Origin of the sequence: Candidatus Tisiphia endosymbiont of Stenodema calcarata (assembly GCF_964030695.1) — a bacterium.
In the GTDB taxonomy this organism is placed as follows: domain Bacteria; phylum Pseudomonadota; class Alphaproteobacteria; order Rickettsiales; family Rickettsiaceae; genus Tisiphia.
The window spans coordinates 1,277,657-1,294,303 of record NZ_OZ034911.1 but is presented as its reverse complement, the minus strand read 5'-3'; the positions used below and the strand labels follow the sequence as shown (position 1 = coordinate 1,294,303).

General features: G+C 33.2%; 11 protein-coding genes and 1 pseudogene. 4 read left to right on the top strand and 8 right to left on the bottom strand.

Annotation, left to right across the window (positions count from 1 at the left end; translation table 11 throughout):
* Positions 1-21 precede the first annotated feature (21 nt).
* From ACQH1W_RS06160 to ACQH1W_RS06140, 5 genes and pseudogenes are all read right to left on the bottom strand, one after another.
* Positions 22-3,552, bottom strand: coding sequence for a hypothetical protein (locus ACQH1W_RS06160; protein ID WP_425361004.1), 3,531 nt, complete (start codon positions 3,550-3,552; stop codon positions 22-24).
* A 16-nt stretch (positions 3,553-3,568) separates the two neighbouring features.
* Positions 3,569-6,007 carry a VirB4 family type IV secretion/conjugal transfer ATPase gene (locus ACQH1W_RS06155; RefSeq protein ID WP_375333247.1) on the bottom strand — a complete coding sequence of 813 codons (2,439 nt, stop codon included), beginning with the start codon at positions 6,005-6,007 and terminating at the stop codon, positions 3,569-3,571.
* 32 nt (positions 6,008-6,039) lie between these two features.
* Entirely contained in the window at positions 6,040-7,332 is a 1,293-nt protein-coding gene (gene serS, locus ACQH1W_RS06150; protein WP_425361003.1) for a serine--tRNA ligase, read from the bottom strand.
* A pseudogene (gene tatC / locus ACQH1W_RS06145) lies at positions 7,310-8,064 on the bottom strand (twin-arginine translocase subunit TatC). Before tatC ends, serS begins: the two are co-directional and overlap by 23 nt.
* 429 nt (positions 8,065-8,493) lie before the next feature.
* The gene (locus ACQH1W_RS06140) at positions 8,494-9,243 is read right to left on the bottom strand and encodes a hypothetical protein (protein ID WP_425361002.1); all 750 of its coding nucleotides are present in this window, start codon (positions 9,241-9,243) and stop codon (positions 8,494-8,496) included.
* A 217-nt stretch (positions 9,244-9,460) separates the two neighbouring features.
* On the opposite strand from ACQH1W_RS06140, the gene ACQH1W_RS06135 reads away from it, so the two are divergent.
* The 4 genes from ACQH1W_RS06135 (at position 9,461) to typA (ending at position 14,073) form a co-directional block, all read left to right on the top strand.
* Entirely contained in the window at positions 9,461-9,688 is a 228-nt protein-coding gene (locus ACQH1W_RS06135) for a type II toxin-antitoxin system Phd/YefM family antitoxin (protein WP_341762664.1), read from the top strand.
* A complete protein-coding gene (locus ACQH1W_RS06130) occupies positions 9,685-10,104 on the top strand; it encodes a type II toxin-antitoxin system VapC family toxin (protein ID WP_375332745.1) in 420 nt (139 codons plus the stop codon). Before ACQH1W_RS06135 ends, ACQH1W_RS06130 begins: the two co-directional genes overlap by 4 nt.
* Before the next feature lie 208 nt (positions 10,105-10,312).
* Positions 10,313-11,659 (top strand): MFS transporter, encoded by a 1,347-nt coding sequence (locus tag ACQH1W_RS06125; protein WP_425361001.1) that lies wholly within the window; start codon positions 10,313-10,315, stop codon positions 11,657-11,659.
* A gap of 593 nt (positions 11,660-12,252) precedes the next feature.
* On the top strand, positions 12,253-14,073 hold the full coding sequence (gene typA / locus ACQH1W_RS06120; protein WP_375332747.1) for a translational GTPase TypA: 1,821 nt from the start codon (positions 12,253-12,255) through the stop codon (positions 14,071-14,073).
* A gap of 9 nt (positions 14,074-14,082) precedes the next feature.
* On the opposite strand, the gene rimM is transcribed toward typA, so the two are convergent.
* From rimM to elbB, 3 genes are read right to left on the bottom strand one after another with little or no spacing between them, the layout of a single operon-like run.
* The gene (rimM, locus tag ACQH1W_RS06115; protein ID WP_341761628.1) at positions 14,083-14,574 is read right to left on the bottom strand and encodes a ribosome maturation factor RimM; all 492 of its coding nucleotides are present in this window, start codon (positions 14,572-14,574) and stop codon (positions 14,083-14,085) included.
* Between the two features lie 3 nt (positions 14,575-14,577).
* The gene (locus tag ACQH1W_RS06110) at positions 14,578-15,930 is read right to left on the bottom strand and encodes an MFS transporter (protein ID WP_375332748.1); all 1,353 of its coding nucleotides are present in this window, start codon (positions 15,928-15,930) and stop codon (positions 14,578-14,580) included.
* A gap of 57 nt (positions 15,931-15,987) precedes the next feature.
* A complete protein-coding gene (gene elbB, locus ACQH1W_RS06105) occupies positions 15,988-16,644 on the bottom strand; it encodes an isoprenoid biosynthesis glyoxalase ElbB (RefSeq protein ID WP_341762659.1) in 657 nt (218 codons plus the stop codon).
* Positions 16,645-16,647 lie beyond the last annotated feature (3 nt).

The following is a 16,647-nucleotide window of genomic DNA, read 5'->3' as shown; positions in this document are numbered from 1 at the left end:
GATGTCTTTATCAAACTCAGGTTATTTCAGTTGATATTTAATAGTCAAATTCAAAACTCCTCCCCCAACAACCCCAACACAAATATTAAGATTATTCTTACCATTTCGTAAACGTGGCATCAAATCAAGCTGTGGTAGGTTAGTAGATCTATATATGTCGCGTGCTTTCACAAATTTTCCTTGGTAAGTTTTATAAATGTAAACAACACAGTTATCACCATTAAAATCCCTACATTGCATAGAATTAAACTCAGAAGTAGTAGGACCAGCATGAACAAGTTGATTATTAACTTTGATCACTATGTAATCATCATAATACGAACCAGTACCACCTACTGTAAAATAGTCTAGCTTATTAGTATTCGGTATATCAAACTCATAATTTGCACAATGTAATGTATCTATTAGATGAGCTGGAGAATGACCTGCAGAATCGTATGGAGCACCAAGTATAAAGGTTCCAACCTTAGTGGCATCATCATAACTATTTTTAACAGGAAAATCGCCTTTGAAGTCGCTTGCATATTTAAAATTAAGACCAGTATTCTCTTTACATCCAACACCATTTGGTAAGGCTTCAAAGGTCACTGTTTTAGTATCGATATTTGATAGACAATAACGTTGTAGTGGTTTATTCGGATCAATTAGTACCCGACCAGGTTTACAAGTACCTAGTGCCAAATCACCTATTTTTGTGTCAGGATCACCTATTTCTGTGCTAGCCCATGTTGCGTTACCACTGTCATTAGTCGGGGTAGTAATTGCTTGACATTTAGGGGCAGGAACTGAAGTACAAAAACCTAATTCTTGTGGGGTTTTATCTCGGATTGCAGCAGTCTTTTCAATAGAAGTACCATCCTGATAAACAAGAGTACCATTCTTCTTATTGACAAAAATACCATTTTCATTGACAATAACATCATCCTTATCTACAGGGATCCCATCTTTATCGACAAAAGCACCATTCTTATCAATAAGAACACCATCCTTATTAAAAGTAGCAGTGTAATACTTTCCATCAGTGTTTATTGTAGGACCTAGTGACGGGGAGGGATCAATTCTATTATTGGTATCTAAAGAAACTTTACATACTTCAACATCTGGCTTACGATTATTTTTATAACAATACGCAGAGTTAGCACATTTATAAATCGTAATACCCTTTGTCTTAAGATCATCTATAGTCTCCGCAGAGTTACAACCAGTATGAGTATCCTGACAGATTTGCAGGCCTAGGTATTGCATACTTTTTGTCTTAAATTTTGAGCAATCAACTGTATCTGATTCAAGTAGTTTTGCTAGTACACAGTTAGTATTATTTACTCCCGGAACACATTTGTCTATATCTTTTAATTGTAAACAACCATGCGTTGCACCTTGAATATATTTACCATTTATATATTCAAGACCCTTTAAATATACCACACCTGTAGTAGGAATTCCTTTAGCATCATAAGGGGTCTTGTCGTCTTTATAGTTACCATATATAGTTAAAGGATTCATAGATTTTTTGCCAGAGAATGGCATAGCAGTATATATAGTTGGGGGGGTATTAGAAATATATGCCATGAAGGAAGTAAAATTAAATCCTGCTAAATTTATTATTTCTTCTGTCTTATTGGCTATTGGATTACTAGCAGATAACGGTGTAATAACAGTACTAGTTGAATCAACAATATTCCCTTTATCGTCTGACACTCGTATTGACGCAATAAATTGAGGGTTATAATAGCTATTATTATGGCAAGTAATTCTAGGAAATCCTTCACACTGGTAGGTTAGGATTTGGTAACCATCTGTTACCCTGTCTTCACAACCAACCAAGCTATCTCCTTCTGCTACACAAATAGATTTTGGATCACGACTAAGATGAGGGTTTAAGGTAGTATTTCTAGTAATTGAAGCAACAAAAGACCTGTCATCAACATTATCTCTGAGCTTAAAGGTTTTCTTGAGCGGTAGTAAACTTGTACCATCTTGACCTTGTATACTAGGAAATGCAAGATTAACATCAATAAACTCGCCAATATTTATGCCCCATATTTCTTGACAAGTAATCTTACCATTTGCTCCTTCGCTATTACAATCAGGTAAATCATCAACATAGTAACTACTTGGTGTAGAGATATCACCTACTTTTTGTGCGTAGACTATCCTAAATCCATCTTCGCAACCATTCTCAGTAATACTACATTTAAAGTCAATTTTCGTGTTAACGCAAAGTTTTGTATCACCAGCTGAGCATTTTTTTATTGCATCGCGTTGAGCGGTAGCAATATGAATTCCTTTAGCTGAAGAAAATGGATCAAGATTGTTTATTCTTACACATTTATCGGTTTTTTGAGGATCTTCATTTTTACAAAGAGGCACAAGATTGTCTAAACTAACACGTACGACATTATGAATAAGATTATTTCTTAATTTAGATACTACGCATGGTGCATCTGAAGATTGAACAAATAAACCATTTTTCTTTTTACTGCATACAAGCTTTGTAGTGGGAGTAATAATGAATTGTTCTAATTTAGGGCAATATGGTGGTGGAAAAGGACCAAATGGTAATTCAACGCAACCAAATTGGTAGTCATCAACAGAACGATTTAGTGCACCAAGTGCTTCTACTATTTTTTTTGCCACCTCATACATCCATTGTTGTTCAAAAATATATCCTATCCATTTAACTATTTCTTTTATAACATCAAGACCTGGTGTATTGTCAGAAGCAATCATGTCTAATAACTTACCTAATAGTACTGATATACTCATACTAGACTTAATGTCTATTAAAAACTTTAGAATTTTTGCAAAAGGGTGTAACTCATCTGTTTTATGAAGAGGTTGTCTTATTGGATTCCAGTCCATCGGATCTAAGTGAACTCCGGTAGCTGAAACAAGATTTACCAAGCCAGGATCACTATATGCGCATAGCTTTGGTCTATTAAACGGTTTTCCGTCATCTCCAACAATCGGTTTTCCATCATCTCCAATAATCGGTTTATCATCTTCTGTAGAGCCAACATCATTCAAATGTTTTCCAGGTGTATAACCAGGGTCTGCTGGCGTTCCTTTACTATTCAAGGCTGTTGGTGCAACTGCAGGAACAGCAACCCTAGCACAAATTCTGAGTAAGGGTAGGGCATAAGCCCCAAGCCATATTACACATTCACCATCCCAATTCAAAGTAGTGGATTGATTCCAGCATGCAAATGCATTACAACTTTGAGTTCTTATACGAATCTTTGGTGCAAAATAGGAACTTTCTGTGGTATGTTCTGCACAGTGATGAAGATAAAATCCAATAAAATTCTCAGGAGGGTTAAATTGAATCAAGCAATTATCTGTATCGCGTCCATCCCGCTTATTCCATGGTGGGCACATAGGATTTGGCTCTATTCCTTTTCTTACTCTAATTCCGTTCCATATTTCATCTATCGTGTCATAACCACAATTGCAAGGGTTACTGAGACATTGTGCAACTCCATCCCAAAATGATGCATAACTCTTGCTAGAGTAAATCAACAAAAAAAATGCTAGATAATATTTTTTTAGCACCAAACTCCTCTTACAACTAAATATGATTTAATGCTATATACAAAGGATTAATCCAATTATCAGGATGTCCTGGATATTGTTGTAATATTTCTTGATATATTTTCAATTCCTCGGTTCTACAGGATAGAATCTTGATAATGCCAATTAAACTTCCTATACTTAACTCCAAAGCAATAGATTGATTATTTTGATTTATTAAGAACATTCTAGAAGCAATTGTAAATTTCGATAATTTATTTATTTCTGATTCATTTAATCCTAAAATTTGTTCTAAATACTGTAATTTTATTTCTGATGGTAAAATTATTTTAGTGTCTGTTAAATCCAACCAATTCTGTAGCACCTTTGTTTTTATCGACTGTAGATAACTAAAATTAAAATTACTAACCATTATTCCATTATTACTCAGCAATCTATCAGAAATCATTTGTGATATGTTATCAAAATTTTCCGGTCTATACAAGGAATCTAGATTATCTATTACTAATATTTTTGGACTCTTCCCTATAATAGTTAAGTGATAATTAAAAGCATATATTAATCCTACACATAAACTATTATGCTTAGTCAAATTCATTGAAAAATCTTCTAGAAGTTTTCTATCTGTTGGATAAAAACGTTCTGTAAAAGACTTCTCAGAGAAAGGGTACAAATTAAATCCGAGTATGCCACCTTCAGATAAAGGGAATTTATCACTATCAAATATACCATCATATAATCCTCCTTTTGTATAATCAGTCAACCTTAGTTTAATTAAATCTCCACCTTCTATAGAAAAGTCCATTGTTTTTAAAATGGAGGAAAAATTACGATCTTTATTATCTAAAGTCCAAATTTTATCAGCGAAGTTTTCTAGAAAAGCTAATTCTGCTTTGGTTAGAGGGTAAAAAGAATGATTACAAATTATCTTAAGAAATTCGGTAACGAAATGCCTTGACTCTAGAGTATCATCTAGTAGAAATGGATTTATTAGGTTCTTCTCCTTTTCAAACCACTGCCCTTCAATTGATTCAACAAAAATCTTTGAATTATTATTATTGGAAAGATATAATATTGTTGGCTTGTATTTAGTGGCTTCAGAAATTAAAAAATTTGTTAGTACAGTCTTACCAGTATTAGCTGTGCCAAAAATACAAGTATTCCCTCTATTATTACTTTTAGCATGAAAATTCATAAAGTAAGGAGTTCCTTTTTCTGTTCTAAGCAAAGTCACCGCTTTACCCCATATGTTATTTTGGCTTCCGGTCGGGAAATTATGTAATGAGGCCAAAGCGGCGGTATTTTCTATAATTGTGGGAGCGAGCCTCCTAACATAGGAAAAGTTCCCTGGGAGTTGTGCCCAAAATGTCTGCTCTAAGTTTATATCTTCTCGCACATGGACAATGCCAATTTTAGCAAGTTCCTTAGATGCTTGGGCAATTGATTGATCCAATTTTTCCAAGTCTGACCCTATAATAGCAATAGAAATTTGTTGTTTACAAAATTGGTTCGGGATTGAAGCATCAAGGTTCATTATCTTATCTATTCCTGTAATTTCAGCAAGTTTAGTATCCTTACTAACTTGTAAAATATATGCCTGTTGTTCAAATGTTTTAGATACTTCTTTTTTATCAACGAAGTAAAATATTTCTGTTGCTATTAATTCTACAGGTAATTGTAGGAATCCATCAAGTGCAGCTGATGATACTTCTTGATATTCCTTTATTGAAATAATGGATGCAAACTTTTTATCATGCCTACTTATTACTTCAATCTTATCGTTACCAACTGCATATTGATTAGAGGCTAAAACATTAGATAGATTTGCAATCGGTACTAGGCAATATTCTTCGTTGAGATGGATTATTCTACGATATAAAAACATCAGATCAGAGTAAGATTCTTCCCCTTCAAATCTTATTCCTAACTTTACTGCACCGAAATCTTGTAAATCCAAAAGTATTGTATCAACAGTGCTATTTAGTATTTCAAAAACACTACTTAAGTACTTATTTTGGAGACTGACAACTTTATCAAAAAACAAAGATGTTATTAAAGAGTTGAGATTTTTAACTTTAATTTCAGCAGAATCATAAATTATTGAGATATATAAGGTGTTAACAAATTTATCATCCCAGTAATTCTTTTTTTGCCATAAATTGTGAATATTAGCTGGTAACAATTTATTGTAAGGAGTTGGGTCATCTAAGTTTGTCTTACGTCGTACAGTATGTATCCAAAATGCAAAATTTTTATTACGAACATTTTTCTTAATCGCATTACGCACTACTTCTCGTAAATTGAATAACTTAGTGCTAATATTTTCTGCATTGATACCATTTATTTGGATAGTTTGGAGTAGTTCACCATTCTTAGTTAACAAAGTATTCTCATTATAATGACAAGCAATTGGAATGAAATCCTCTGCAGAATTATTATATAAATCCTTATCAACTTTTCTTGAGTTGCTAGCTATTTTGAACACCAATGATACCTATCAAATACATGTTATTTATACTCTTTAGTGGTATGAATTCGCTCCAACCCACCCATGTAACTCACCAAAATATCTGGAACTGTTATTGAACCATCTGCATTTTGATAATTTTCTAGAATTGCGATTATTGTCCTACCAATTGGTAAACCAGAACCATTCAAAGTATGGACAAAAGTGGTTTCGTTGCTACCAAATTCTTTATATCTAGCTTTCATCCTTCTAGCCTGAAAATCTCCACAATTAGAACAACTTGAAATCTCACGGTATAGATTTTGACCAGGCAACCATACTTCCAAATCATAGGTTTTCTTGGCAGTAAATCCCATATCTCCAGTACAAAGCAACATAACTCTATATGGTAGATCAAGTTTTTTTAGAATGGTTTCAGCTGCATTAGTTATATATTCATGTTCACGCTGAGATTCTTCTGCAGTAGTTATTGTAACCAACTCAACTTTACCAAACTGGTGCATACGTATCATACCTCTAGTATCTCTACCACTACTTCCAGATTCTGATCTGTAACAGGGTGTGTAAGCAACATAACGTATAGGCAATTCTTCCCTAGCTATTATGGTATCGGCTACCATATTAACGAGAGGTACTTCGCCTGTTGGAATTAACCTGTAATTATTCACCGTTTCAAACGACTCTTCTGCAAATTTTGGCAATTGACCACTATTATACATAGCAGCTGGTCGCACCAAAGATGGAGGAGATAGTTCAGTAAAATCAAATTCTTGAGTATGTGTATCAATCATAAAATTAATCAATGCACGTTCTAGCTTTGCTAAATCTCCCTTTAGAGTCACAAACCTACTACCAGACATTTTAGCAGTACGGACAAAATCCATCATACCTAAACTTTCACCAAGTTCAAAATGCTGCTTAGGTAATGGAGGAGATGGTTTTGTTGTAATGTCTCCTACTGTTTTAAGCAGTTTATTCATACTGCCATCAGTGCCATATGGTACATCAGGATCAGGAAGGTTTGGCAATACCTCCAACATATCGTTTAACTGGTGATTACTATTTAATTTTAAATTCAGTTCTTTCAGTTTCTCATTTATGTGATCCACATCACGCTTTATTTCTTCAAATTCTTTACTAAATTTGTTAGGCATGTTGCCTAGATCCCTAGATTTTTTCCTTCTTGCATGCTGAAATTGCTGAATAAGATTAGTTAGCTGGCGCTTGCTTTCATCTAGTTTAGTAATTTTATCGGATATTGGGGAAATTCCCCTTTTGATAAGTAGATCATCAAATTCCTGCTTGTTCTCCCTAATCCACTTTATATCTAACATTTAACTTCCTCGATTTTCTACAAATTTACACATAATAATTGAAGTTTCATATAATAAAAGCATTGGTATTGCAAGGGCAAATTGGCTAAGCACATCCGGTGGAGTTAAAATACCAGCAATAATAAAAATAATTACTATAGACGATCTTCTTTTGTCCACTAAGTCTTTTGCTGTTAATATTTTTAATAAATTTAATATTAACATAATAATTGGTAATTGGAAAGCTATACCAAACGCAATAATTAACTGAATTACTAAGTTTAAATATTCACTAATTCTAGCTTCTAGAATTAGTGGAATAATAGCATTATTATCTTCAAAGCTTAGAAAAAATTGCCATGCACGCGGCATAACAAAATAAAATACAAAGATGCTCCCACACCAAAACAAAACAGGCGACATAAAAAGAATAAAAGCAGCATATTTCTTCTCACCTGAGTATAACCCAGGTCTTATAAATAAAAAACATTCTATAGCGATAATTGGCATAATCATGACAAAAGAAACAAAAGCTGCAAGTTTTATATAAGTAAAGAATGCTTCAGTAAGACCAGTATAGATCACTTTCCTTATATCAGCATGATCTAATTCTGCAAGTGGCTCTAATAAAATGTTATATATATCGCTACTAAAACAATAACAAATAATAAAACCAATAATGAATGCAGCAAATACTCGTAAGAACCTAGCCTTTAGCTCTAAAAAATGCTCTTTAAAAGTATATGACTTCATAAATTAACCAAATGTACAAGTTTAAGTAGGTATATAACCTTAGTTTGATGTAAGACATCGGTTTAATAGCCCAGGATGCCATATATGGACGTTCCTGCTTTCGTGAGGAGGTATTACTAACGTGGATAGTCAAAATAGGTTGTTATGAACCTAGAAATTGAATAGAATGATAAAAAACTCATCAAAAGTATACTTATATACTCTAGAATAGAAAACCAAAAATTGCGTCGTCATTATCCAAGACTCTAGCGGTATACTCAAACGATCCTACGAGCAGTATACCATCCATAAAAAAGGTTCGTAACTGGAATGATTATAACAAAGCTTTAAAAAAAATGGGAGAAATAATCCTTAGTTTTGATGAAAATTATACTAGGAGTCCTAGAAGTTTTGCTATTGTCTTTTCTTCAAAGCAAAATAGTATAATCCCTATAATATGTCATAAAAGTTTATTAGGGAAGGTTCTTCACCCAACAGTTCTAATGTACTCTCTGTTAACTGATCAAAGTTAGTCTGTATTTGATTTTCTTTTTGTTCTTGTGCTGCAACTATCTCAGAAGCCTCATTTAAATACCCAATACCCTCTTCTTCGGTAACATGTATCCCCTGCATACCATTTTCCTTTGAGATAGCCACATGATTTGACTCATTATCCATTAAAACAACTTGCTCATTCTTATAAACACCAAAATGCTTCTTGGCTTTTTCTATATGCTCCTGTTTACCTTCATAGCCATTTTTAGGAGAATACGACACTACAAAAATTTCTTTCGATAGAGTCGATCCTAAAAGTTGCTCAAGAGCGTATTTGATCCACTCAGGATATGAGCCAAAAGATACAATAGCTATATGACATCCTATAGTTAATGTTTTTTGTAAAAATTCTACTAATAGCTCTTTATTTTTCCAATTTTTTGTTTCATCTGCTAGAAATTGATCTACACAATCCTGATAATTGAAAGTAGTACTAAGAGCATTGTGTAGGGAGCCTTTTACTATTGTTCCATCCCAATCAATACATAATAACATCTTATCAGATTGAGTTTCTTTCTCCAAAAAACCCTTTTGCTGTTTAACTTCTAGTTGTTCAGCATCCGGAGTATTCATTACCTGTTTATCTTCTGCTATGCTAAAATTTAAAGGGGGAAGGCTTAATCTTGCCTGTTTTATTTTTAACATCTGTTGTTCTCTTATATTTATTTTTTATTCTTCTTGAACCCAAAAACTCAGAACCTAATAAATTAATTTTAAAATTTTTGCAAGCAAATTATTAAGATTATTTAAGTAAAATGAAATAGATTCATCGCTGTTATTAGCGTATTGCATTGCTTATTAAAATATGATAAACTAGTTAAGTTAACTGGTTTATTAAAGAGGATTCATGAGAATAGTCGGTATGTTTAAAACAAAAACTCACTTAACGGAGCTAATAAAAGAAGTAGAAGCAGGTGAAGAATTATGCATAACAAACAGAGGAAAAGAGGTAGCTTTTGTTATATCTGTAGCTAAATATTATTCCCAAAGATTTGATGATCTATTTAAAAAACTTGCTGAACTTAAAAAACGTAGTCCTCTTGGCTCTATAGATGATGTTATTAAAATGAAAAATCTTGGTAGAAAATGAATTTAGTAGTAGATTGTTCATTCATCATGTCATCGATTTTACCGGATGAGCAGCAGCTTAAGGTCGATAACATTTACCATCAGATTTCTAACAAAGTATATAATATATTTGTCCCTGCTGTCTTTTTTTTAGAATGTAACAATGTGCTTATATCATCCTTAAAAAAACAACGTATTACTAAAAGTAATTATGAAGAGTATTTACACCTCTTAAATACTCTTCCTATTAATATTGATAAATTTTGCTCTAGCCCTGAATCTCTACATATAATAGCAAGGATTGCAACTAAATATGATCTAACGTCTTATGATGCTTCTTACCTTGAATTATCCCTACGCCTTGAAGCAAGCATTGCTACTCTAGATAATAATTTGGCTAATAGCTGTAAGATAGCAAATATAGAATCTATAATTTAAAATACTAATTACTTCAAATATGCACTTATAGTGAATTCAGTTGAATTATGTCAAAGAAATCTCCACTCGAACTTTTAGGTTGTATTAAGTACTAGTATATTGTTACACTAATAGTTTAATTATTTTAGCCTACTATATCATTTTTTCTTGCTATTAATTAACCAAATCATCAATATTTATAGTACTATTAAAATTATAAGGTGAATAAATGATAGGATATCAGCAAGAACAAAGAAGCCTAACGAAAGAACAAAAATCAGCTGTTGGGTTATTATCGATTGGGACTTTTTTAGAATATTTTGATCTGATGCTTTATGTACATATGGCGGTATTGTTAAATGAGTTATTTTTTCCCAAAGATGACCCTCATACTACAGCAATTTACTCTGCTACAGCTTTCTGTTCTAGCTTTGTTTTTCGACCTGTTGGAGCATTAATTTTTGGTTATATAGGTGATAATATAGGGCGTAAGACTACTGTTATCATAACGACTTTTATCATGGCTTTATCATGTATTACCATGGCTAATCTACCTACTTATGCCCAAATAGGTATTACAGCTTCTTGGTTGGTTACAATATGTCGTATACTACAAGGAATGTCCTCTATGGGAGAGGTAGTAGGAGCAAAACTTTATTTAACTGAATCTATAAATCCACCAATCCAATATCCAGTTGTTTCATTAGTTTCGGTTTTTGCTACTTTAGGAGGCGTCGTTGCTTTAGGCATAGCATCGTTAGTGACCTCCTATGGATTTAATTGGCGTATAGCATTTTGGATGGGAGCGGGCGTAGCACTGGTTGGTACAATAGCTAGAAGGAGTCTTAGAGAAACGCCGGAATTTGCTGACGCCAAGCGTCAACTAAAAAAAACTTTTCAGCAGACTTCAAATGTTGCCGGCATAGATCTCAAAAAACTGGAAAACAACCCAATATGGCAGAAAAAAGCTGATAAAATAACAGTAATGGCGTTGTTTTTAATAGAATGTATGTGTCCCGTATGTTTTTATTTTACTTATATTTATTGCGGAAATATTTTAAAAACTTCTTTTGGCTATAGTGCTGAACAAGTCATTCATCAAAATTTTATTATCTCAATATTTTCCTTCTTAAGCACTTTGGTATTAACATATTTAAGTTATAAAATATATCCGTTAAAAATTGCAAAAACTTTGTTATTAATATTTTGTCTATTTGCTTTAGCTTGTCCTTATTTATTGAATAATCTTAATAGCTCATTTGATGTATTTTTAATTCAATTATTCGTTATGTTATTTATACCTACCGGTCCTGACATAGGATTGTCAATCTTTTATAAACATTTTCCTGTCTTTAAACGTTTTAGTTGTGCTAGTCTTACCTTTGCCATATCTCGTGCTTTAATGTATGTAGTTCCCTCTTTTTCAATTATTTACTTAACTGAATATTGGCATCATTGGGGGATAATGATTATATTGCTTCCAATTTGCATAGGTTTTGCATTTGGATTATTTCATTTTGAAAAATTGGAGAAAAAGACTGGGAATTATCCACAAAAGCCCCGTGTAGACACATAGGCGTCAACTTAAGAGCGTAATGATTGAGCATGTATAAACAAATTAAACACAGCCGTCATAGCAAGGCTCGTTAGATGCCGTGGCGATCTAAATAAACAGCGAAGCTATTTTTTAGAGTAATGCTTCGCGTATCTTAGATTGCCGCGTCGCCGCTTGCAGCGGCTTCTCGCTAATAGACGTTTAGGTTTGATTTACTTATACATGCTCAATCATTACGCTCTTAAGTTGACGCCTATGCGCCACTTTGTGGCTCGCGATGACAACTATTTATTTCTATAATTTAGTATTTTCTATCATTAGTTGGGACTTTTAAACTGCCCTGCGTGTAGAGGTATAGATAAATGTTGACAACATAATGTAATAATTCGTTTTGTTACTGTTGGTATTTTTAAATGCATAGCTAAAGTTAAAAAATGTATTACAGTTTCTTCTACTATTTTTTTAATTTTTTCAGGTGATTTAGTTCCTAGAGTTTCTAACGATGAGCAACGTTGTTGCTAATTCAACTGAATTCACTATAACACAAGAACTCTATTCCAATTTGATATATTTTGCTCTATAATGCACATCTAAAAATATATTAAAGGTTTTTGATGTTTGCTATTCGCAATATTGCTATTATCGCCCACGTTGATCATGGTAAAACTACTCTAGTTGATAATATGCTTAAACAAAGTGGGACTTTCCGAGAAAACCAAGCAGTAGCAGAACGTGCTATGGATTCAAATGACCTTGAACGCGAACGTGGTATAACTATTTTAGCCAAATGTACCTCCCTTATGTGGGAAAATATCCGTATCAATATAGTTGATACTCCTGGTCACGCTGATTTTGGTGGTGAGGTAGAACGCATTCTTACTATGGTAGATGGAGTTGTATTACTAGTTGATTCTTCTGAAGGTACAATGCCTCAGACAAAATTTGTGTTGTCAAAAGCTCTAAAACTTGGTTTGAAACCAATTGTTGTTATCAATAAAATCGACCGTCCTGATAGAAGAGTAAGTGAAGTAGTTGATGAAGTATTTGAATTATTTATGGCATTAGAGGCAACTAATGAACAACTAGATTTCCCAATTATCTATGCTTCGGGACGTAGCGGTTGGGCATCGCTCCATCTAGAAGATCAGCAAAAAGATCTTTCTCCTCTTTTTGATTTGATAGTATCTCATGTACCTGCTCCTGTTGCTGATAGCAGCCTGCCTTTTTCTATGCTTGTTACTACTAGAGAATATAACTCATATTTTGGTCGTGTATTTACCGGTCTAGTGCAGAGCGGTACGGTTAAGATCAACCAAAATGTTAAAGTACTTAATCGTGATAATATGGTAATTGAAAATGCTAGAATAAGTAAAATACTGTCATTCCGAGGATTGGAACGCGTAGCTGTCGATGTAGCATATGCAGGGGATATCATTGCTATTGCTGGAATTCAGAACGCTACGGTAGCTGATACTATCTGTGACCCTGAAATAATGATAGCACTCCCTTCCTTACCTATAGATCCACCAACATTATCTATGACCTTTGGAGTAAATGACTCTCCTCTTGCTGGACGGGAAGGATCAAAGCTTACATCACGAGTTTTAGGTGATAGATTGATGAGAGAGATCGAAAGTAATGTGGCAATACATGTCAGTCAAACTGAAGAAAAAGATGCTTTTCAAGTTGCAGGTCGTGGTGAGTTACAATTAGGAATATTAATTGAAACTATGCGACGTGAAGGTTTTGAACTATCAATCAGCAGACCACGTGTATTATTCAAAGAGGATGAACAGGGAAAAAGATTAGAACCAATTGAAGAAATCCAAGTTGATGTTGATGATGATTTTGTTGGAGTTGTTGTTAAATCCTTAGCAATACGTAAAGCAGAAATGACTGATATGCGTCCATCTGGTGGCGGTAAAACTAGAGTCACATTTTTAGGACCATCACGCGGTCTTATTGGTTACCACGGTCAGTTTCTAACCGAAACTCGAGGTACAGGTGTTATGAACCGTGTTTTTCATAGTTATGGCTCATATAAAGGGGTTATTGAAGGAAGACGTAATGGAGTATTAATTTCTAATGGGGATGGTGAATCTGTTGCCTATGCTCTATGGAATCTTGAAGAGCGTGGAAAAATGTTTATAAACCCTAATGAACTAGTATACCAGGGAATGATTATAGGCGAACATAATCGGGATAATGACCTAGAGGTAAATCCTCTGAAAGCCAAACAATTATCAAATGTCAGAGCTTCTGGCAAAGATGAAGCTATGCGTCTTATCCCACCAGTCATTATGACGTTAGAACAATCTATCAGCTATATCCAAAATGATGAAAGAGTAGAAGTTACTCCTAAATCAATCCGGCTTCGTAAGGCAGTATTAAACCCTAATGACCGAAAGAGATCAGAACGACGTAATGAGGACTAATTGCTATAGTTAAATCTTTGCTAAAATAGCATGCTCTTTCGTCACTACTGGGAAAAATTGCTTGTTAAAAGGAAATAATTCTACTTTTTTATTGCTGACAAACTCGATTTCAATGATATCACCTGCTTTAAAATTAAAAACATTTGTAATTTTTCCTATAGCCACCAAATTGGTATCTAGTACCAGTAAGCCTCTTAAGTCTTCAATATAAAATTCATCTTCACTTAATGAAGGGAAATCGTGCCTATGACAAAAAAGCTTACATCCCTTTAATCCTTCAGCTAATGTCCTATTATTAATTTTGTTAAATCTACATATTATATCACCTTTAGAATTTTGACTAATGAGTTTAAGGATAATTTTTTTTCCTAATTCATCCACCAAATTCATTTTAATGATATTAGTATTTGGCATAGTAAAAGATTTGACATAAACATTACCCTGCACTCCGTGTACTGATGATACTACACCAACAAAAATTAAATCTTTTTTAATAGACACCACCTAATTCATTAAGAGAAACCATTTTTTCTTTTTCGGATAGTTTCCAGCTGCTTTCTCTAATTTTTCAAAATGCAATATGCCAAAGCTATATCCTATCATGACTGGAATTATAATAATCAGCAATCCATAATTACCTAAATATTTTGTTAAATAAATAAGCCCAAAAGATGTGATAATATACATAATAGTATTAGATATAGCATATAAAAAACTAACATATGTGAAGCGTTTAAAAACAGGGAAATATATAAATAAAATTGAATGGGCTGGTGTTAAACCAGGTATAATCAATATAATAAATGCTTGGAACAGAAAAATATCAAAAGGTGTTCTAGCATGACTCAATAAGTATAGGCAAACTAGAATAAGAACCCAAAAAATTACCATTCTAATTTTTAAAATCATTAGGGGGTATACGTAATAACCTAAATATATCAATGATAAATTCCCTAACATTTCTACTATTGAAACAAAGAAATTTTGATAAATAACTTGTTCAGCCGTATAACCAAAATTATTTCTAAGAATCTCTCCGCAATGAATAAATGTTAAATAAAAACATACTGGCCAAGCACAGTGTATTAAAAACAAAGATAAAGCTGTTACTTTATTAACTTTTTCTGTCCAAATAGGATTCTTTTCCAATATACTAGTATTCTCATTAATATCTGTAAAAATCATTTTCATTCGTCGTTTTGCGTCAGCAAATTCTGGTGTTTCTCGTAGAGTTGTTCTAGCTACTGAACCGACTAACGCAACCAATGCACCAAACCAAAAAGCATAACGCCAATTGAAGTTGTAAGAGGTAGAAATAAATGCAACGCCCAAAGCAAAGGTTGCCCCTAATACAGCAAAAAAACTTATTAATGCTACAGACATATATTGTTGTGGACGTTTTATAGTTTCAGTCAAATATAATTCTGCCCCTATTATTTCTCCCATGGAAGTCATGCCTTGTATAATACGACATATTGACACAATCACAGCAGCAGTAATACCTATTTCAGCATAAGTTGGCAAACTAGCAATAATAATACAAGAAAATGCCATCATAAAAGTAGTAATAATAACAGTTACTTTACGCCCTATAGTATCACCAATCCATCCAAAAATTAACGCCCCAATAGGTCTTAATAAATATGTGGTACAAAGAGCAAAGGCTGAAAGTAATTGTGCTGCATAGGGATAATATTCCGGGAAAAAAAGCTCATTAAGAATTACCGCCATATGTATATAGAGCATCAAATCAAAATACTCTAGAAATGTACCGATTGAAAGTAATCCGACAGCCTCTTTTTGTTCTCTAGTTAGACGAGTTTGAGACACCTCATCTGCTTGTATTAATCTATTCATATTGGCTTATATCTTCCTTATTTAATACCAATTGTCTTTTATAAAATAGCTTACATTTCAGATATTAGTACACATTTGCAGCACTTTAATTACTAAACCCTTAATACCTTTATGTATTTGTGCTAAAGGAGCATTTAACATAAAAGCAGGAGTAGTAACCAATCTATTATCTTCGTCCACGACTATATCTTGAGCATTACAAGTTTCTTCTGTTGCTCCTAGCTTATTTATCAGATCATTTGATTCTCCAAGGGTAACCTTAATTTTTGTATGATTTCTTAAGACTATAGCAAGTAAAGCAGGAGCAATACATATAGCTCCAATTGGTTTTGATAAATTATAAAAGCCTACTATTATTTCCTGTAAGTCTTTTGCTACTGTAGCATTTTCATTTTTAAGTCCTATATTAGACAAATTTAGTGCAGCACCAAACCCACCCGGTAATATTAAAGCATCAAAATCTTCAGCACGTATTTGATTTAATGGTTGGATTTTACCACGAGCAATGCGTGCTGATTCAACCAATATATTACGTTCCTCTAACATTTTTTCTTGAGTTAGATGGTTAATCACATAATATTGATTTTTATTAGGAGCAAAAATTTTTACATTTACATTATGCTTATCAAGTTCCAATAATGTAAAAACTGTTTCAAAGATTTCAGCCCCATCTAAATATCCACAACCTGAAATAATTACAGCAACATTTTTCATAAT

What these genes read in the sequence shown, in the direction of transcription:
- ACQH1W_RS06125 (WP_425361001.1), top strand. Translation starts at nt 10,313, where the DNA reads ATGATAGGATATCAGCAAGAACAAAGAAGCCTAACGAAAGAACAAAAA.
- serS (WP_425361003.1), bottom strand. Translation starts at nt 7,332, where the DNA reads ATGTTAGATATAAAGTGGATTAGGGAGAACAAGCAGGAATTTGATGAT.
- ACQH1W_RS06140 (WP_425361002.1), bottom strand. Translation starts at nt 9,243, where the DNA reads ATGTTAAAAATAAAACAGGCAAGATTAAGCCTTCCCCCTTTAAATTTT.
- ACQH1W_RS06135 (WP_341762664.1), top strand. Translation starts at nt 9,461, where the DNA reads ATGTTTAAAACAAAAACTCACTTAACGGAGCTAATAAAAGAAGTAGAA.
- typA (WP_375332747.1), top strand. Translation starts at nt 12,253, where the DNA reads ATGTTTGCTATTCGCAATATTGCTATTATCGCCCACGTTGATCATGGT.
- ACQH1W_RS06110 (WP_375332748.1), bottom strand. Translation starts at nt 15,930, where the DNA reads ATGAATAGATTAATACAAGCAGATGAGGTGTCTCAAACTCGTCTAACT.
- elbB (WP_341762659.1), bottom strand. Translation starts at nt 16,644, where the DNA reads ATGAAAAATGTTGCTGTAATTATTTCAGGTTGTGGATATTTAGATGGG.
- ACQH1W_RS06130 (WP_375332745.1), top strand. Translation starts at nt 9,685, where the DNA reads ATGAATTTAGTAGTAGATTGTTCATTCATCATGTCATCGATTTTACCG.